18 protein-coding genes are annotated in these 17,015 nt (G+C 64.7%); 7 read left to right on the forward strand and 11 right to left on the reverse strand.

What is annotated here, in order from left to right; translation table 11 throughout:
* Nucleotides 1-4 precede the first annotated feature (4 nt).
* The 7 genes from AB4099_RS20095 to AB4099_RS20125 all read right to left on the reverse strand — a co-directional run bounded on the left by AB4099_RS20095 (nt 5) and on the right by AB4099_RS20125 (nt 6,400).
* Nucleotides 5-529 carry a FixH family protein gene (locus AB4099_RS20095; RefSeq protein ID WP_441479358.1) on the reverse strand — a complete coding sequence of 175 codons (525 nt, stop codon included), beginning with the start codon at nt 527-529 and terminating at the stop codon, nt 5-7.
* Nucleotides 530-563: 34 nt separating this feature from the next.
* The gene (gene ccoG / locus AB4099_RS20100) at nt 564-2,000 is read right to left on the reverse strand and encodes a cytochrome c oxidase accessory protein CcoG (RefSeq protein ID WP_441479359.1); all 1,437 of its coding nucleotides are present in this window, start codon (nt 1,998-2,000) and stop codon (nt 564-566) included.
* Between the two features lies 1 nt (nt 2,001).
* Nucleotides 2,002-2,889, reverse strand: coding sequence for a cytochrome-c oxidase, cbb3-type subunit III (gene ccoP / locus AB4099_RS20105; RefSeq protein ID WP_441479360.1), 888 nt, complete (start codon nt 2,887-2,889; stop codon nt 2,002-2,004).
* Between the two features lie 3 nt (nt 2,890-2,892).
* Nucleotides 2,893-3,048, reverse strand: coding sequence for a cbb3-type cytochrome c oxidase subunit 3 (locus AB4099_RS20110; protein WP_113515890.1), 156 nt, complete (start codon nt 3,046-3,048; stop codon nt 2,893-2,895).
* Nucleotides 3,049-3,059: 11 nt separating this feature from the next.
* Nucleotides 3,060-3,824: a cytochrome-c oxidase, cbb3-type subunit II gene (gene ccoO / locus AB4099_RS20115; RefSeq protein WP_441479361.1), complete on the reverse strand. Its 765-nt coding sequence runs from the start codon at nt 3,822-3,824 to the stop codon at nt 3,060-3,062.
* 11 nt (nt 3,825-3,835) lie between these two features.
* Entirely contained in the window at nt 3,836-5,503 is a 1,668-nt protein-coding gene (gene ccoN, locus AB4099_RS20120; RefSeq protein ID WP_441479362.1) for a cytochrome-c oxidase, cbb3-type subunit I, read from the reverse strand.
* A gap of 174 nt (nt 5,504-5,677) precedes the next feature.
* Nucleotides 5,678-6,400 carry a helix-turn-helix domain-containing protein gene (locus tag AB4099_RS20125; RefSeq protein WP_441479363.1) on the reverse strand — a complete coding sequence of 241 codons (723 nt, stop codon included), beginning with the start codon at nt 6,398-6,400 and terminating at the stop codon, nt 5,678-5,680.
* A gap of 157 nt (nt 6,401-6,557) precedes the next feature.
* Between AB4099_RS20125 and AB4099_RS20130 the strand changes: the two genes are divergently transcribed.
* The 7 genes from AB4099_RS20130 (at nt 6,558) to AB4099_RS20160 (ending at nt 13,662) form a co-directional block, all read left to right on the forward strand.
* Complete coding sequence (locus tag AB4099_RS20130; protein WP_113515894.1) at nt 6,558-7,004, forward strand: hypothetical protein; 447 nt, start codon at nt 6,558-6,560, stop codon at nt 7,002-7,004.
* 105 nt (nt 7,005-7,109) lie between these two features.
* Nucleotides 7,110-7,814 (forward strand): glutathione S-transferase N-terminal domain-containing protein, encoded by a 705-nt coding sequence (locus tag AB4099_RS20135; protein ID WP_441479364.1) that lies wholly within the window; start codon nt 7,110-7,112, stop codon nt 7,812-7,814.
* A gap of 316 nt (nt 7,815-8,130) precedes the next feature.
* Nucleotides 8,131-9,582, forward strand: a complete 1,452-nt coding sequence (locus tag AB4099_RS20140; protein ID WP_441479365.1) for a bifunctional 2-methylcitrate dehydratase/aconitate hydratase — start codon at nt 8,131-8,133, stop codon at nt 9,580-9,582.
* Nucleotides 9,583-9,588: 6 nt separating this feature from the next.
* Nucleotides 9,589-10,521: a methylisocitrate lyase gene (gene prpB / locus AB4099_RS20145; RefSeq protein ID WP_441479366.1), complete on the forward strand. Its 933-nt coding sequence runs from the start codon at nt 9,589-9,591 to the stop codon at nt 10,519-10,521.
* Nucleotides 10,522-10,626: 105 nt separating this feature from the next.
* Nucleotides 10,627-11,577 (forward strand): Bug family tripartite tricarboxylate transporter substrate binding protein, encoded by a 951-nt coding sequence (locus tag AB4099_RS20150; protein WP_113515898.1) that lies wholly within the window; start codon nt 10,627-10,629, stop codon nt 11,575-11,577.
* A gap of 71 nt (nt 11,578-11,648) precedes the next feature.
* Complete coding sequence (locus AB4099_RS20155) at nt 11,649-12,143, forward strand: tripartite tricarboxylate transporter TctB family protein (protein WP_441479367.1); 495 nt, start codon at nt 11,649-11,651, stop codon at nt 12,141-12,143.
* A gap of 4 nt (nt 12,144-12,147) precedes the next feature.
* Complete coding sequence (locus AB4099_RS20160; RefSeq protein WP_441479368.1) at nt 12,148-13,662, forward strand: tripartite tricarboxylate transporter permease; 1,515 nt, start codon at nt 12,148-12,150, stop codon at nt 13,660-13,662.
* Between the two features lie 3 nt (nt 13,663-13,665).
* Here the strand turns inward: AB4099_RS20160 and AB4099_RS20165 are convergent, their stop codons facing one another.
* The 4 genes from AB4099_RS20165 to lspA all read right to left on the reverse strand — a co-directional run bounded on the left by AB4099_RS20165 (nt 13,666) and on the right by lspA (nt 16,828).
* Nucleotides 13,666-14,388: a GntR family transcriptional regulator gene (locus AB4099_RS20165; RefSeq protein ID WP_441479369.1), complete on the reverse strand. Its 723-nt coding sequence runs from the start codon at nt 14,386-14,388 to the stop codon at nt 13,666-13,668.
* Between the two features lie 124 nt (nt 14,389-14,512).
* Nucleotides 14,513-15,133 (reverse strand): SCO family protein, encoded by a 621-nt coding sequence (locus AB4099_RS20170; RefSeq protein ID WP_441479370.1) that lies wholly within the window; start codon nt 15,131-15,133, stop codon nt 14,513-14,515.
* Between the two features lie 47 nt (nt 15,134-15,180).
* On the reverse strand, nt 15,181-16,239 hold the full coding sequence (locus AB4099_RS20175) for a L,D-transpeptidase family protein (protein ID WP_441479371.1): 1,059 nt from the start codon (nt 16,237-16,239) through the stop codon (nt 15,181-15,183).
* 100 nt (nt 16,240-16,339) lie between these two features.
* Nucleotides 16,340-16,828 carry a signal peptidase II gene (gene lspA, locus AB4099_RS20180; protein ID WP_113515904.1) on the reverse strand — a complete coding sequence of 163 codons (489 nt, stop codon included), beginning with the start codon at nt 16,826-16,828 and terminating at the stop codon, nt 16,340-16,342.
* Nucleotides 16,829-17,015 lie beyond the last annotated feature (187 nt).

Here is a 17,015-nt window from a genome sequence, read left to right on the forward strand (position 1 = left end):
CGATTCACTCCTTCAGCATGATGCGGCTGCGAGAGGAGAAGGTCGGGTCCCCATCGCGCTTCGCCTCGACCACCAGGGTCCAGGCGCCGGCATGCAGTTCCGGCACCGTCGCGCCATAGTGGCCCGGGGCTGTTTCGGTCAGCGTCATGCTGCGGTCCTGCTGCCGCGTCGCCGGGTGCTGGAGCTTCGCCTCGACTGCGAGCCCTGTCACGGCTGCGCCCGCCTTGTCCTTCAGCGAGAGCGAAACGACCGCGTCGGCGCCGGCACGCACGACCTCACTCTGGGCCAGCCAGCCGCGTGCGGCCTGGGCCTGCATGCGCGCGATCTCGCTGTTGAAGCGCTGGCTGGTCTCGTAGGCGCTCTTCACATCGGCGCCGGGCATCGTCCGGATGGCCGAGACCATCATCACGCCATTGACGCCCGCGACCACGATGAAGAAGCCGATCATGCCGAAGAGCACGGCGCGCCCGCTGAGCTCGAAAGGCCGGCGCCGAGCTGGCGCCGGTGGGGATGGAAAGTCGATCGGCATGATGAAGCCTCCGCAACAGGTCATGATGCGTTCTCTAGGGAGCGATGAAATGATCCCCGGCGGTCACGACCTCGCCAGCGAACAGGTCGGAGGCGGTGAAGGTGATCGTCTGGGATTTGTCGAGAGGAATGCCGGCCGGCACCGTGACCAGCGCGCGGATCTCGCGCGAGGAATCGGGATCGACCGTGATGATCGGCCGAAGATCGGCTGTCGCCTGGGTCCCGATGGTCTCGACCCGGATGCCGGGCACGCCGGCGACGGTGAGTGCGAAGGGGCGGGAGTCCGGGCGTTTGTTCAGCAGGCGGATGGTGTAGGCGTTCCGGATCGAGCCGTCGCTGAGCGTCACGAAGAGCGGGGTGCGCTCGTGCAGCACCGAGATTCCCGCCGTGCTGCGGGTCGCGAGCTGGTAGATCATGGCTCCGCCGACGAGCCCGATCAGCACGGTGTAGATCAGGGTGCGGGGGCGGATCAGGCGATAGACCGGCTTCTGGCCGGCGATCCGCCGCTTGACGTTGTCGTCGGTGTCATAGGCGATCAACCCGGCCGGGCGGTTGATCTTGAGCATGACCGTATCGCAGGCATCGATGCACAGGCCGCACTGGATGCAGTCCATCTGCGAGCCGTCGCGAATGTCGATTCCGGTCGGGCAGACTGCGACGCACTGGAAGCAGTCGATGCAGTCGCCTGCCGGCTCGTTGGCGGCGCGCCGGCGCGTGGCCTGCTTGACCGAGACGCGCGGATCGCCGCGATCGTAGCGATAGGTGACGTTGAGGGCGTCGTCGTCGGTCAGCGCCGCCTGGATGCGCGGCCAGGGGCACATGAAGGTGCAGACCTGCTCGCGCATGATCCCGGCGAGGGCGTAGGTGGTGAAGGTCAGGATGCCGATCCAGACATAGGCCGAGAGCGGTGCCGTGAAGGTCGCGAGTTCCCGCACCAGTGTCGGCGCATCCGCGAAATAGAGCACCCAGGCGCCGCCGGTCCACCAGGCGATGACGAGCCAGATCAGGTGCTTGCCGGTCTTCCTGGCAAGTTTGTCGGCGGTCCAGGGACCCTCGTCGCGTTTCATCCGTTCGCGCCGGTCACCCTCGAAGGCGCGTTCGACGGCGAGGAAGAGGTCTGTCCAGACCGTTTGCGGGCAGAGATAGCCGCACCAGACCCGGCCGGCGACCGCATTCATCAGGAACAGGAAGAAGGCGGCCAGGATCAGCAGGCCGGTGAAGTAGTAGACCTCCTGCGGCCAGATCTCGATGAAGAAGAAATAGAAGCGGTTATTGGCGATGTCCGCGAGCACGGCCTGGTTCGGCAGGTTGGGGCCGCGGTCCCAACGCAGGAAGGGCAGGAGGTAGTAGATGCCGAGGCAGAGGACGAGGATAAACCACTTGGCGCGCCGGAACGGGCCCGACACGCTCTGTGGGTAGACCTTCTTCGACGGCGCGAAGAGCGGAGCGTCTTCGCTTTCCGTGAGTGCCATGTCATTGGCCTCCGCCGAGCGAGTGGACGTAGACGGTCAGCGCCTTGATCGTGGTCGGGTCGAGACGCTGGCCCCAAGCGGGCATGACGCCGTTGCGGCTGTTGGTGATGGTCTCTGTCACGGACGCGAGATCCATGCCGTAGAGCGAGATGGCGTCGGTCAGGTTCGGAGCGCCGAGCTCCTGATTGCCCTTGCCGGCAGGCCCATGGCAGGCGGCGCAATTCTCGGCGAAGAGCTTGCGGCCGAGCGCGAGGTCAGCCTTGGGTTGCGTCGACAGTCCGGCCAGTTCGCGCACATGGTTGGCGACGGCGCTGATCTCGTCCTTCTTCAGCATGCCTTCGCGCCCGAAGGCCGGCATCTGGCTGACGCGGGTGTCGTTGTTGCCGGCGACGCGGATGCCGTGCTGCAGCGTGGTCTGGATCGCGGCAAGCGAGCCGCCCCAGAGCCACTCGTCGTCGTTCAGGTTGGGGTAGCCCTTGCCACCGCTGCCGCCGACACCGTGGCAGGCAGCGCAATTGTCGCCAAAGGCGGCCTTGCCCTGTGCCATTGCGACGCGAAACAGCGCGGGGTCGGCCTTGATCTGCTCGAGCGAGGCATCGGCGAGGCCGCTGGCCAGCGCGGCCCGGTCCTTGCGCATGATTGCGAGATCGTCCTCGATCTCCTGTCGCGAAGCATAGCCGATGACGCCCTTGGTGGCGTCGGTCAGCAGAGGCCAGGCCGGATAGATGACCCAATAGCCGAGCGACCAGATGATCGTGGCGTAGAAGATGCCGAGCCACCAGCGCGGGAGCGGCGTGTTGAGCTCGCGGATGCCGTCCCATTCATGGCCGGTGGTCGATTGGCCGGTGGCGGCGTCGAATTCCGAGGCAGGGTCGTGATGCTTGTTCATGGCTCAGTCCTCCCGCAGGGGAGTGTGGGCGGCCTCGTCGAAGCGCGCGCGGTTGCTCGGCCAGAGCGCGTAGAGGCAAACGGCCAGGAAGGTGCCGACGAAGTAGAGAAGGCCGGCGGATTGGGCGAAGCCCGCGAGCCAATGGTAGGTCGAATCCATGGTGCCCTCGCTCAACGGATGTTGGCCTTGGTGTCGTAGAGCTTGAAGTCGACGAGCGTGCCGAGGACCTGCAGGTAGGCGATCAGCGCGTCGGCTTCGGTGATCCGCTTGGGATCGCCGTCGAAATCGCGGATCTGGACCTTCGGGTAGCGCGCTTCGAGTTCGGCCGCCCTCGGGTGGTCGGGCGTAGCCTGGGCTTCGAGGTCGCTCGCGGCCTGCGCGATCATCTCGTCGGTATAGGGCACGCCGCCGCCGCGGTTGGCACGCAGGTGATCGGCAATGTCCCCGAAATGAAGCTCGGTCTTCGCCAGGAAGGGGTAGCCCGGCATGATCGACTGCGGCACCAGCGCGCGCGGCTGGTTGAGATGGCCGAGCTGCCATTCGTCGGAATACTTGCCACCGACGCGGGAGAGGTCGGGACCGGTCCGCTTCGAGCCCCACTGGAAGGGCTTGTCGTACATGCTCTCGGCCGCCAGCGAATAGGGTCCATAGCGCTCGATTTCGTCGCGCAGCGGCCGGATCATCTGGCTATGGCAGTTGTAGCAGCCCTCGCGGACATAGATCGCACGGCCGGCGAGCTCCAGCGGCGTATAGGGCCGCATGCCTTCGACCTTCTCGATCGTGTTGCGCAGGTAGAAGAGCGGCGCGATCTCGACGAGACCGCCGACCGAGATCACCAGCAGCACACCGATGACCAGGATGATCGAGTTGGTCTCGAAGATCTTGTGCTTGAGCCAGAGCGACTTGCGCGGAGCCGGGTTTTCAATGCTCGACATCTGAGCGTTCCTTACTGCGCGGGGACGAGCTGCGGCTGCAGCGCATGGTCATCGCTCGGGGCGTCGACTGTGCCGTGCCTGACCGTCATCCAGAGATTGAAGGCCATGATCAGCGCCCCGGTCAGGAAGAGCCCGCCACCGAGCGCCCTGATGACGTAGTAGGGCTTCATCGCAGCCACGGTTTCGATGAAGGAGTATTCGAGGAAGCCGAGCGAGGTGTAGGCGCGCCACATCAGGCCCTGCATGATCCCCGAGACCCACATCGCCGAGATGTAGAAGACGATCCCGAGCGTCGAGATCCAGAAGTGCCAGTTGACGAGCTTCAGCGAATACAGCTCGCGGCGGTTCCACAGCCACGGCACGAGGCAGTAGATCGCGCCGAAGGAAATATAGGCGACCCAGCCAAGCGCGCCGGAATGGACATGGCCGATCGTCCAGTCGGTGTAGTGCGAGAGCGAGTTGACCGCCTTGATCGACATCAACGGACCTTCGAAGGTCGACATGCCGTAGAAGGCGAGCGAGACCACCATCATGCGCAGCACGGGGTCGGTGCGCAGCTTGTCCCAGGCGCCGGACAGCGTCATCAGCCCGTTGATCATGCCGCCCCAGGAGGGCATCCAAAGCATGATCGAGAAGGTCATGCCGAGGGTCTGCGCCCAGTCGGGCAGGGCGGTATAGTGCAGGTGGTGCGGGCCGGCCCAGATGTAGAGGAAGATCAGCGCCCAGAAATGGATGATCGAGAGACGGTAGCTGTAGACCGGCCGACCGGCGCGTTTCGGCACGAAATAGTACATGATCGCGAGGAAGCCGGCGGTGAGGAAGAAGCCGACCGCGTTATGGCCGTACCACCACTGGAACATCGCATCCTGGACGCCGGACCAGATGACATAGGATTTCGGTGAGAGGATCGAGACCGGCAGCGCCAGATTATTGCCGATATGCAGAACGGCGATCGTCAGGATGAAGCCGAGATAGAACCAGTTCGCCACATAGATGTGCGGCTCCTTGCGCTTGGCCAAGGTTGCGAGGAACACCAGCAGGTAGACCACCCAGACGATGGTCAGCCAGAGATCGGCGTACCATTCGGGCTCGGCGTATTCCTTGCCCTGCGTGATGCCGAGCAGATAGCCGGTGCCGGCGAGCACGATGAAGAAGTTGTAGCCGAGGATGACGAACCATGGCGCGATGTCGCCGGCCAGGCGCGCCCGCGAGGTGCGCTGCACGACGTAGAAGGATGTGCCGATCAGCACGTTGCCGCCGAAGGCGAAGATCACCGCCGAGGTATGAAGCGGGCGCATCCGTCCGAAATTCGTCCAGGGCAGGTCGAAGTTCAGGTCGGGGAAGGCGAGCTGAAGCGCAATGATCAGGCCGACGGTGAACCCGGCAATGCCCCAGACCATTGCGGCCACGGTCGCGAACTTGACCGGGTCCATATTGTAGTTCGGCTTGCCGTCGATCTCCTGCGGCGCAGGGCTCGGCGCCGGACTGAAGCAGCGATTGCCGATCAGGAACACCGCGACGAGCGAGGCGACCGCCGCGAGGCTGATATGGAAGGCATAGGCGGGATCGGGTGTCAGGGCGGCGATGATGATCAGCGGCAGCACGCAGCCGGCCGCCAATACGAGGCCCCCCATTTCTCCCGTCGTCGCGCGCCTGATCGGATACCCTGTCGCCGCCATGGCCAGCCCTCGTTTGCTGCAGCGCATCAATGCTGCCAATCGAGAGCGTTAGCGAAGCGGAGCGAGGCGAGCCTTGATGCAGATCAACGCGACCTGAGGAAGGCCCCGTTGTTGCGCTGCGGAATCAGCAAGGGCGCCGGTTGGACGGCGCCCTTCAAGCTGCGGGAACTGCGATCAGGCGGCTGCGACCACTTCCATATGGTCGGTGTTGAGCAGGCGCACGCCATCAGGCACGATCAGGATCGTCTTGTCCTTGGCGAGCTTGGTGAAGGTGCGGCTCACCGTTTCGATCGTCAGGCCGAGGAAATCCGCGATGTCCTGGCGGCTCATCGGCAGCGGCACCGTTACCGACGGCTTGCCGAGCTTGGCCCAGCGGTCGCGCATGGTCAGCAGGAAGCAGATGACCCGCTCTTCTGCGCTGCGGCGGCCGAGCAGCATCATCTGCTCCTGGGCCAGCGTGAGTTCATGGGTGGCGAATTCATGCAGGCGACGCAGCAGATGCGGCTTGGCATTGACCAGCGAGGCATAGGCCGAACGCGAGAAGGCGCAGGCCGACACCGAGTCGACCGCATCGGCGGAGAAGCCGAAGGCATCGCGCATCGCCAAACCGAGAAAATCACCCGGCAGGGCAAAGCCGATGATCTGCCGGCGCCCATCCGGCAGCAGCTTGTAGAGCCGCACCATGCCTTCGATGATGTTGTAGACGGAATGCGCGGGATGGTCCTGAACGAAGACCGTTTCCTTGGCATCGAACGAGGTGTGATGGGAGAGAGCGTTGAGCTCCGCGAGTTCCTCGACGGACAGCGACGCGCACACGCTCGCGAGGCGGACCTTGCAGGCAAGGCATCCGCTTTCCCGTCTTGAATCGTTGCCGCAAGCGGCCTGCTGGCAGTCCACGCGTTCGTACCTCCGTGAACAAGGGAGCTTCACACCTTGTTCCCAGTCATTCAAACCCTAGCCGGGACGGCGAGGGCGCTCCTTGATCTGCATCAATGCAGAAGATCGGGTGTTCAACTCTGCTGACATATCTCCGCTCAGCAGTTCGGCAATCGTAATGGAAGATATTTTCGAGGCGGTACGCGTCACATCGCAGCAGGCACAGGCAGCCTATGCATTGATGGCGATGGCGAACCCGGGCCTCAGTATCAGTGACTGGGCGGCTTACCTGCGCCGCTACGAGAAGGAGACAGGCCAGGAGCGCGGCCTGATTGCGCTGTATGACCGGCGTCGCTGCATCCACGGGATCTTCGCCTATGACGTCGCCCAGCCGCTTTCGCGGGAGGCGACGCTCAATGTCTCCGAACTGGCCTCGGTGCGCCTGCCCGGGACCGTCCTGATCGACGCCTTGATGCGCTTCGCCAATACTCTCGCCGGTGATCTCAATCTTCCTGCCATCGCGCTCGAACTCGAGCCCTCGGCCGTCTGGGCGCAGGACCAGGTGGCCATGGAGCAGCGGGGCTTTGCGCTCGAACGGGTCAGGATGCGGGGACGGACCTGGTAACAGCTCACGAAATCGTCGCAGTGATACGGGGGGAATCTGGGTAGGGTTGCTCAGTGCCGCGGGAATCCGTTCCCGGGCGCCTGTTTCAAGCCCTTGGAGCTCCGGATGTCCGATCTTTCTGCCTTTCCGATCACCCAGCGCTGGCCGGCCCAGCATCCCGACCGCATCCAGCTCTATTCGCTGCCGACGCCGAATGGCGTGAAGGTCTCGATCATGCTGGAGGAGACCGGGCTGCCCTATGAGCCGCATACGATCAATATCGGGCAGAATGAGACCTGGACCACCGAATTCCTCTCCCTCAATCCGAACGGCAAGATTCCAGCGATCATCGATCCCAATGGCCCAGGCGGCAAGCCGATCGGCCTGTTCGAATCGGGCGCGATCCTGATCTATCTCGCGGAGAAGGCAGGCAAGTTCCTGCCGTCCGATCTGGCGGAGCGCTACGAGACCATCCAGTGGGTGTTCTTCCAGATGGCTGCGGTCGGGCCGATGTTCGGTCAACTCGGCTTCTTCCATAAATTCGCCGGGCGCGAATACGAGGACAAGCGTCCGCGTGACCGCTATGCGGCCGAGAGCAAGCGTCTGCTCGGTGTGCTCGAGACCCGTCTCGCCGGTCGCGACTGGATCATGGGCGATGCGTATACCATTGCCGACATCTCCCTGCTCGGCTGGGTCCGCAACCTGGTTGGATTCTACGGCGCGGGCGAACTCGTCGACTATGCCAGCCTGAAGCATGTGCCGGCTTGGCTGGAGCGCGGGCTTGCACGTCCCGCTGTCCAGCGCGGGCTCGAGATCCCGAAGCGGCCCTGAGGGCTCGCTGTAGCCGCAATCGTTGCGGCTACAGCCGGCTCTGATCCCCTGGATTTTCGAGAATTTTATGCTGGCTCGGGTCGGCCTGGAGCATCGCGTCTGGCGATGCGGAGCGGGCTCCGACCTGAAAGTTTTCAACCAGGATGCGGATCGCCAGTTGGGAGCCAAACGGCATAGCGCTTGATCATTGTCGACAGAATTTCATTATTGGGCAGTTTGATCTTGCGCCACAGCCGTGCGCATGAAACATATGTCGACAATAATTCTCCGGCGGCGCTAGGCGACCAGCCGGGTCGGCGTGAGGAAATGCCCGTCCATGGCTCGATTCAACAACAATGAACGCCCCGCTCCGGATAGTGTGCTCGTCGATATCGCCGATTACGTCCTGAACTATCGTGTCGACAGTTCGCTGGCATACGAGACCGCCCGCAACTGCCTGCTCGACACGCTCGGCTGCGGGCTGGAGGCTTTGGAATACCCTGCCTGCATCAAGCTGCTCGGCCCGGTCGTACCGGGGACCGTGGTCCCGAACGGCGCGCGCGTGCCCGGCACGCCCTATCAGCTCGATCCGGTCCAGGCCGCTTTCAATATCGGCACGATGATCCGCTGGCTCGACTTCAATGATTGCTGGCTCGCGGCGGAATGGGGCCACCCGTCGGACAATATCGGCGGCATCCTGGCTGTGGCCGACTGGCTGTCACGGACGGCGGTTGCGTCCGGACGGCGGCCGCTGAGCATGCGCGACGTGCTGACCGCGATGATCAAGGCCCATGAGATCCAGGGCTGTCTCGCGCTGGAAAATGCATTCAACAAGGTCGGGATCGACCATGTCATCCTGGTCAAGATCGCCTCGACGGCCGTGGTCGCAGGGCTGCTCGGCCTGAACCGCGACGAGATCGTCAATGCGCTGTCACTTGCCTTCGTCGATGGACAGGCTCTGCGAACCTATCGCCACGCACCGAATGCCGGCTCGCGCAAGAGCTGGGCGGCTGGCGATGCAACGAGCCGGGCAGTGAGGCTCGCCCTGATCGCCCGGAGTGGCGAGATGGGCTATCCCTCGGCCCTGAGCGCGAAGATCTGGGGCTTCTACGACGCCTCGTTCCGCGGCCAGGAATTCAAGTTCCAGCGACCTTACGGCTCCTATGTCATGGAGCATGTGCTGTTCAAGATTTCCTATCCGGCCGAGTTCCATGCGCAGACGGCCGTCGAAGCGGCGATGACGCTGCAGGCTCATCTCCAGAAGATCGGGCGCAGCAGCGACGACATCGCTTCGATCCGCGTCCGCACGCACGAGGCCTGCATCCGGATCATCGACAAGCGCGGACCGCTGCATAACCCGGCCGACCGCGACCACACTCTCCAATACATGGTCGCCGTGCCGCTGATCTTCGGGCGTCTCACCGCAGGCGATTACGAAGACGATATTGCCGCCGATCCACGCATCGACGCACTCCGCGACAAGATCGAATGCGTCGAGGATCCTGCTTTCACCCGCGATTATCACGATCCGGAAAAGCGCTCGATCGCCAACGCGATGACGATCACGTTGAATGACGGGACGGTGCTGCCCGAACTGGTGGTGGAATATCCGATCGGCCACAAGCGCCGCCGCGTCGACGGCATCCCGCTGCTCGAGGCCAAGTTCCGCACCAATCTCGCGCGCCGCTTCGTCGAGAAGCGCCAGCGCCAGATTCTCGATGTCTCGCTCGATCAGGCGCGGCTCGAAGCCATGCCGGTTCACGACTACGTCGACCTCTACGCGAACTGAGGCCCCATGCCCTATCTCGTTGCCTCCGATTGTCCTGCGCAGCCGGCCGGCGAGCGCTTTCGCGCGCTGGTCGGGGAGGGCGGCATCCTCCGGTTACCCGGCACCCATAACGGCATGGCGGCGCTGCAGGCCAAGGCCGCCGGTTTCGAGGCGCTCTATCTCTCGGGTGCGGCGATGACGGCTTCAATGGGGCTGCCCGATCTCGGCATCATCACGGTCGACGAGGTTGCCTTCTTCATCCGGCAGGTGGCGCGGGCCAGTGCTCTGCCGGTGCTGGTCGACGGCGACACCGGCTATGGCGAGGCCCTCAACGTCATGAACATGGTCCGCGCCTTCGAGGATGCCGGGGCGGGCGCGGTCCATATCGAAGACCAGTTGCTGCCGAAGAAATGCGGCCATCTCAACGACAAGAAGCTGGCCGATGCCCATGACATGGCGGCCAAGGTCGCGGCTGCGGTGAGGGCCCGCCGGCATCTCTACGTCATCGCCCGCACCGATGCCGCGGCGAGCGAGGGCATGGAGGGCGCGGTCGCGCGCGCAAAGCTCTATCTCGAGGCCGGTGCCGACGCGATTTTCCCGGAGGCGCTGACCACCGCCGAGATGTTCAGGGAGTTCGCGCGCCGTGTGCCCGGCGTGCCGCTGCTCGCCAACATGACCGAGTTCGGACGCACGCCGTTCTTCACCGCCTCCGAGTTCGAGGCGATGGGCTACCGCATGGTGATCTGGCCGGTCTCCTCGCTGCGCGTCGCCAACAAGGCGCAGGAGAGGCTCTATGCCGCGCTCGCTCGCGATGGCGGCACGCATGGCATGGTCGAGCAGATGCAGACCCGCGCCGAACTCTACGCGACCATCGGGCTGCACGACTACGAGGCGCTCGATGCCTCGATTGTGGCGACCATCACGCCGGAAGCCATGCCGCAGCACGAGCGGAGCGCCTGACGACCAGTATGCGAGCCGGTGCGAGACCGGCGGCCAAATTCCGCGCGTCGCGCGGCAAACACGACCAGCCAGACAAGGCGGCGGCAACCCACGGGAGGAAACAAGATGTTGAGGCGTCTGATGACGACTGGCGCGCTGGCGCTGGTCCTGAGCACGGGCATGGCGATCGCCGAGCCGGCCAAGGTGATGATTCCGGCCAACCCGGGTGGCGGGTGGGATGGTGCCGGCCGCCATACGATGGCGGCCTTCGCGCAGTCGAAGATCTTCACCGATGGCGCGTCCTTCACCAACAAGGGCGGCGCTGCCGGCACGATCGGGCTTGCCGAATTCGTCCGCACCTCCAAGGGCGACGACAACGCGCTCCTGGTGACGGGCGTCATCATGGTCGGCGGCGTCATCACCAACCAGACGCCTGTGTCCCTGAAGGACACCACTCCGCTGCTGCGCCTGACCAATGAGTACAACGCGATCGCCGTTCCCGCGAATTCGCCGATCAAGACGCCGCAGGACTTCATCGCGGCGATGAAGGCTGATCCCGGCGCGCTCTCGGTCGGCGGCGGTTCGGCCGGCGGCGCGGACCATGTCATGCTGGCGCTGCTCGCCAAGCATGCCGGGGCTCCGGTCGCGAAGATCAATTTCGTATCCTTCTCGGGCGGAGAGATCCTGGCTGCTCTCGGTGGCGGCAAGATCAAGGCTGCGATTTCCGGCGCTTCGGAATTCCGTCAGTTTGCGGAGACTGGTCGCATCCGCATCATCGCCGTCTCGGGCCCGACGCGGGTCGACGGACTCAATGCGCCGACGCTGAAGGAATCCGGCATTCCGGTGGAGATCGGCAACTGGCGTGGCTTCGTCGGTGCGCCCGGCATGAGCGAGGCCGCCAAGAAGACCTGGCTCGAGCGCTTCGCCAAGCTGCACCAGACCCCGGTCTGGAAGGAAACTCTGAAGACCCAGGGCTGGGAGGACGCCTATCTCCCGGGCGACCAGTTCGCTGCCTTCCTCAAGGCCGAGGATGCGAGTTGGTCGAGCGCGCTCAAGGAAGTCGGCATCCTGAAATGACGGCCTGTCGGAGCGGCGCGTGACCGATGGTTGCGCGCCGTCATGGCGCTTGTTCTCGAGGAGCCCGAACGATGTCGGTCAATCCAAGCAGACAGGATGCGCACCGCAAGCCGCGCCCATGGTGGCTGGGGCTCGGCGTGCTCGCGATGGGGGCGCTGTGGCTTAACGGTGCACGCAGCATCGCCTCGACGACGAACTATATCGGGGTCGGGCCGGCGGCCATCATCCTGGCCGTCGGAATGGGGCTGGCCGTCCTTGGGGTTATCCTGATCACCCAGGCGATGCGTGGAGAACTCGTCGCGTCGCCGGAGGGGGAAGAGGAAGCGCCCCCATCGCGTTCGGCCTTCCTGCTTGCGCTGGCCGGTGTGAGCATCCCGCTCCTGACAATCCGCTGGCTTGGCTTCCCGTTGACCGCGATGCTCGCCTTCACGCTGGTGACCCATGCCTTCGGCTCGCGCCGGACCGGGCTCGACCTCGTGGTCGGAGCGGTGCTCGGCAGCGTCGCGTGGTTGGGCTTCTCCCGCCTCGGCATCAGCCTTGGTCCATTCCTGCCTCTGATTGGGTGAAGTCATGGACATCCTGAGCCAGCTGATCGGCGGATTTGCAGTCGCGTTGCAGCCGATGAACCTGTTCTGGGCGCTGATCGGTTGTGCGCTCGGCACCGCCGTCGGCGTGCTCCCGGGGATCGGGCCGGCACTGACCATCGCGCTGCTGATGCCGATCACGGCCCAGGTGGCGCCTGCCTCGGCCTTCATCATGTTCGCCGGGATTCTCTACGGCGCCCTCTATGGCGGTTCCACGACCTCGATCCTGCTCAACACGCCCGGCGAGAGCGGGGCGGTAATGACCGCACTCGAGGGCAACCGCATGGCGCGCAACGGGCGCGGTGCGGCTGCGCTGGCGACGGCGGCGATCGGCTCCTTCGTCGCGGGCACGATCGGCACGCTGGCCCTGACCTTTCTTGCGCCGGCGATCGCGGAGCTCGCCTTCGTCTTCGGGCCGGAGGACTATTTCGCCCTGATGGTCTTGTCCTTCACCTCCGTGGCGGTCGTGATGGGCCGATCGATGGTGCGCGGCTTCACCGCTCTGTTCTTCGGCCTGGCGCTGGGCACGATCGGCATCGACACCCAGACTGGACAGACCCGCATGGTCTTCGGAACGCTCGAACTGCTCGATGGCGTCTCCTTCACCGTCGTGCTGGTCTCGCTCTTTGCGATCGGCGAAGCGCTCTATGTCGCAAGCCGCAGCGGCACGGTGCCGGCGGCGATCAACCCGCTATCGGGCGGGAGCTGGATGACCCGGCAGGACTGGGCGCGTTCCTGGAAGCCGTGGCTGCGGGGCAGCGTCATCGGCTTTCCGATCGGCGCATTGCCGGCAGGCGGCACTGAAATCCCGACCTTCCTGTCCTATGCGTTGGAGCGCCGCCTGAGCAAGCATCCTAAGGAGTTCGGACATGGTGCGATCGAAGGAGTCGCCGGCCCGGAAGCCGCCAATAACGCGGCCGCAGCCGGCATTCTGGTGCCATTGCTGACGCTCGGCCTGCCTTCGACGGCGACGGCCGCGGTGCTGCTCGCCGCTTTCCAGAATTACGGGCTGCAGCCCGGGCCGATGCTGTTTGCGACCAATCCTGACCTGCTCTGGGGCCTGATTGCTTCGCTCTATATCGGCAATCTGATCCTGCTTGTGCTCAACCTGCCGCTCGTTGGCATCTGGGTGCGCTTACTGCTGATCCCGCGGCACTATATCTATGGCGGCATCGTCGTCTTTGCGCTGGTCGGCGTCTGGGGGCTGTCGACGTCCTGGATGGACCTGCTGCTGATGTGCGGCCTCGGTCTCATCGGCTATGTGGCGCGGGTCTATGATTTCCCGATCGCGCCCGTGCTGATCGGCCTGATCCTCGGGCCGCAGGCCGAAATCCAGCTTCGGCGTGCGCTTGCGGTCAGCCAGGGTGATTGGGGCGTGCTGGTCAGCACGCCAATCGCCACGACGCTGCTCTCCATAGCGCTTGTCGTGCTGGTCGTACCGCCGATCCTGGCCCGGCTTCGGTCGCGGCCGAAGACGGAGCCCGCCATTTCCACCGGCTGAGCGCTAGTCACTGGCCCCGGCGCGGCGCTTTGCCGGCCGGATCGCCTCGGCCGCGGACAGCGCCGCCTGCAGGGCGGTCCTGGCGGCGCGGATGTGACGCCGCATCAGGATCTCCGCCAGCTCGCCGTCGCGATGGCTGATTGCTTCCGTGATGCGCACATGTTCGCGCCAGGCCTCGCGCCCGCGTCCCCGAACGGTCGAATGCAGGCGCCGGCACAGGCGCAGACGCGGATAGAATTGCTCGCAGAGCAATTCGGCGAGGATCGGATTGCCGCTGCCATTGGCGATGCGCCGATGGAAATCCGCCTCCGGCTCGTCCTGCAGATAGGCACCGAGCGGATTGCGCTCGATCTCGTCGCGGTGGCCGGCCACGAGATCTTCGAGCGCCCGGATCTCCGCATCGCTCATATTCTCGGCGGCGAGGCGGGCGGCCATACCCTCGGTGGCTTCGCGCACATCGAGCAGCGCCAGGAACTCTGCGGCGCTGGGCTCGGCGACGCGCACGCCCTGATTGGCGACATAGGTGACGAGGCCGCGCTCCTGGAGGCGGCGGATGGCCTCGCGCACAGGCGCCCGGCTGGCGCCATAGCGCCGCGCGATGACGGGCTCGCTCAGTTTCTCGCCGGGCGCAAGTTCACCGGCGACGATGGCCTGCGAAAGCGCATCGTAAAGCCGGACGGTCAGGCCCGTCGTGATGACGCTGTCCTGGCTGTCGCTGTCTGGCATGGTCGCTTGCGCTTTCCTGGAATCGGAACGATGGCAGCATAGCGCAAGGGGGCTGAATTTGCCTTGATGATCCGGCTTTCGACCACACGCCTTTCACGCCCGCGCGGAACTGTCGGGAGATGGGCTAGTCGAGTACTCGGCTGATCTTGGCGAGCGAGGTGGCTTCGTCCTCGTGATAGTCGATCATGGTCTTGAACCGGCCTTGCGTGTCCATCAGGTAGACTGACGCGGTGTGGTCCATGGTGTAGCTGCTCTCGGTCGGGATGCGCTTGGCATAGACTTTGTAAGCGCCGATCGCAGCATCGACCTGCTCGCGACTGCCGGAGAGACCGACGATCCGGGGATCGAAGGACTGCAGGTAGAGCGCCATCTGCTCCGGTGTGTCGCGTTCGGGATCGACCGTGATGAACAGGATCTGCAGTCTGTCCGCGTCGGGGCCAAGCCTGGAAAGCCAGTTGCTCATATCGAGCAGCGTCGTCGGGCAGACCTCCGGGCAGTGGGTGAAGCCGAAGAACACCGCCATGGGCTTGCCACGGAAATCGGCGTCGGTGACGGCCTTCCCCTTATGGTCGACCAGCGTGAACGGGCCGCCGACCTGAGCGATGCCCTGGGCTGTCGTCGTTGCCGCGGATGGACGCCCGGGACCGTCGACCTGCCACCAGCCAAGCAGGATCGCAGCGCTGACGAAGCTGATGACGCCGACCAGGAGCCAGGCGCCATAGCGAATGAATTTGAGGGCTTGCATGCGTGATGTCGGGCTCGTCGGTGTTCGCCAAGTTATTGTCTGGCAAGTTATCGCTTGGCGAGAGAGGCCGTGGTCTCGACCTCGGCGGCTTCATCACCACCGTTGAACGGATCGGCCAGCGCTGCTTCAGGCCGGCTGATCTCGATCTTGCCGGCGACCATGGTCTGCATCCGTTCCGGCCCAAGTTTCTGCAGGAGGCCGCGAAAGCTCTTGTGCATGCCGCCATCGAGATAGGCGTAGCTCATCGCCGGGACGCCACGGCCGACCAGTTCGGCAAAGCGCTGCTCGTCGCGGGACTGGCGCTGCGCCACGACCGCGGCGATGGTCGGCTCGACCTCATAGGCAGGGCAGGGTGCATCGGGGCTGAAGGGGCCGGAGCCCGCGCTGGGATTGAAGACATAGCGCCGGCCACAGGCGGCGAGCGCGGGCGGCTGCCGCGTCGCCTCGAAATGGTCGGACCCTTCCTTGAGATTGCGCCAGAAGGCGATGTTCGGGTTGCTGCGATGGCGGGCCATGTTCTGCGGCGTCATGCGAAAGGGTAGTGCCTGGACCTGGAAGTTGCGCTGTCCGCCTGCAAAGGCCTCGCGCGCCAGGCTGTAGATCTCCGTGACGCCCTCATCCGTCATCGCGTAGCAGCCGGCCGAGGTGCAGGCGCCATGCACCATCAGGGCCGAGCCGGTATAGCCCTGCGCCTGCTCGAGAGCATTGGGGTAGCCGAGATTGAAGGACAGGTAGAACTGCGAGCGCGGATTCATCAGGTCCGCGGTGACGGTGTAGAACCCTTCCGGAGCCTGCCGGTCGCCCTCGCGCTTCTTGGGACCGAGCTGCCCTGACCAGCGGCACATCGGATAGGTCTTGAGCAATGCGTACTGGCCACTGCGATCCCGCTTCCAGACTTCGAGTTCGCTTTCCTGCTTGAAGAGGCGCACCAGGATCGGGTCGGCCTGCGTCATGCCCTTGCCCGACATCTCGGCCACGAGACGGGCCGGCAGGGGCTGGAGATGGCGCGTGTCGCCTTCGCCGCTGACACAGCCGCTCAGCGCAGCGGCACCGAGCGCCAATGCGAGGGCGAGACCGAGGAACGGGCGAGGTTGACGTGCGGACATATGGAGAAGCGTGGATGATCAAGGCTGACAGGAGGTGAAGAAGCGAGGTTAACGCTTTCCTACAGGCTGACCCCGGAGCAGGATCAAGCCCCGATCACGCTTACGTGCGCGGTTTCGGCGCAGGCTGGGCGCTGGGAAGGGCGGCAAGCAGCATCAGTCCGACCCCCGCCGAAATGGCGATGTCGGCTCCGTTGAAGGTCGGCCAGTGCCAGCCCTGGTAGTGCAGGTCGATGAAATCCGTGACCGCGCCCTGCCGCCAGCGATCGAGGGCATTGCCGAGTGCGCCTCCGGCGATCAGGCCAAGGCCGACACGCTCCCGCCCGTCGTCGCAGCGTGCCGCCCAGAAGAGGAGCCCGATCGCGACGATGAGCTTGAATGCGGCCAGCAATTCCGGCCAGGCCTCGAGCGTGTCGCGGAACAGCCCGAAGCTGACGCCGTAATTGAAGCCGAGGCGCAGATTCAGGAACGGCGCGATCTCGATCAGGCGTGGCGGCACCATGACGACATCGAGGATCAGCCATTTCGTGACCTGATCGAGAGCGAAGGCGAGGGCCGCCCAAAGCAGGGCTCGTTCGAAATGACGACGCATCACGGATGCTCCACTCTCGGGACGTGGATTTGTCTGGATGGGATCACCTTCGTCTCCGGCTGGCTGCATCAGAGACAGGGCTTGTAGAACCTGCAGTGGCCTCAGGTTCAAGCGGATAATCTCAATCGGCCCGGAAACTGCCTGGCGATCAGGAGATTCATGCAGGGCCTTCTCAGCGCGGCGCCAT

Source organism: Allobosea sp. 2KB_26, from assembly GCF_052115715.1.
Taxonomy (GTDB): domain Bacteria; phylum Pseudomonadota; class Alphaproteobacteria; order Rhizobiales; family Beijerinckiaceae; genus Allobosea.

What these genes read in the sequence shown, in the direction of transcription:
- AB4099_RS20175 (WP_441479371.1), bottom strand. Translation starts at nt 16,239, where the DNA reads ATGTCCGCACGTCAACCTCGCCCGTTCCTCGGTCTCGCCCTCGCATTG.
- AB4099_RS20160 (WP_441479368.1), top strand. Translation starts at nt 12,148, where the DNA reads ATGGACATCCTGAGCCAGCTGATCGGCGGATTTGCAGTCGCGTTGCAG.
- AB4099_RS20095 (WP_441479358.1), bottom strand. Translation starts at nt 529, where the DNA reads ATGCCGATCGACTTTCCATCCCCACCGGCGCCAGCTCGGCGCCGGCCT.
- AB4099_RS20165 (WP_441479369.1), bottom strand. Translation starts at nt 14,388, where the DNA reads ATGCCAGACAGCGACAGCCAGGACAGCGTCATCACGACGGGCCTGACC.
- AB4099_RS20130 (WP_113515894.1), top strand. Translation starts at nt 6,558, where the DNA reads ATGGAAGATATTTTCGAGGCGGTACGCGTCACATCGCAGCAGGCACAG.
- AB4099_RS20110 (WP_113515890.1), bottom strand. Translation starts at nt 3,048, where the DNA reads ATGGATTCGACCTACCATTGGCTCGCGGGCTTCGCCCAATCCGCCGGC.
- prpB (WP_441479366.1), top strand. Translation starts at nt 9,589, where the DNA reads ATGCCCTATCTCGTTGCCTCCGATTGTCCTGCGCAGCCGGCCGGCGAG.
- AB4099_RS20135 (WP_441479364.1), top strand. Translation starts at nt 7,110, where the DNA reads ATGTCCGATCTTTCTGCCTTTCCGATCACCCAGCGCTGGCCGGCCCAG.
- lspA (WP_113515904.1), bottom strand. Translation starts at nt 16,828, where the DNA reads ATGCGTCGTCATTTCGAACGAGCCCTGCTTTGGGCGGCCCTCGCCTTC.
- AB4099_RS20140 (WP_441479365.1), top strand. Translation starts at nt 8,131, where the DNA reads ATGGCTCGATTCAACAACAATGAACGCCCCGCTCCGGATAGTGTGCTC.
- AB4099_RS20155 (WP_441479367.1), top strand. Translation starts at nt 11,649, where the DNA reads ATGTCGGTCAATCCAAGCAGACAGGATGCGCACCGCAAGCCGCGCCCA.
- ccoG (WP_441479359.1), bottom strand. Translation starts at nt 2,000, where the DNA reads ATGGCACTCACGGAAAGCGAAGACGCTCCGCTCTTCGCGCCGTCGAAG.
- AB4099_RS20170 (WP_441479370.1), bottom strand. Translation starts at nt 15,133, where the DNA reads ATGCAAGCCCTCAAATTCATTCGCTATGGCGCCTGGCTCCTGGTCGGC.
- ccoN (WP_441479362.1), bottom strand. Translation starts at nt 5,503, where the DNA reads ATGGCGGCGACAGGGTATCCGATCAGGCGCGCGACGACGGGAGAAATG.
- ccoP (WP_441479360.1), bottom strand. Translation starts at nt 2,889, where the DNA reads ATGAACAAGCATCACGACCCTGCCTCGGAATTCGACGCCGCCACCGGC.
- AB4099_RS20150 (WP_113515898.1), top strand. Translation starts at nt 10,627, where the DNA reads ATGTTGAGGCGTCTGATGACGACTGGCGCGCTGGCGCTGGTCCTGAGC.
- ccoO (WP_441479361.1), bottom strand. Translation starts at nt 3,824, where the DNA reads ATGTCGAGCATTGAAAACCCGGCTCCGCGCAAGTCGCTCTGGCTCAAG.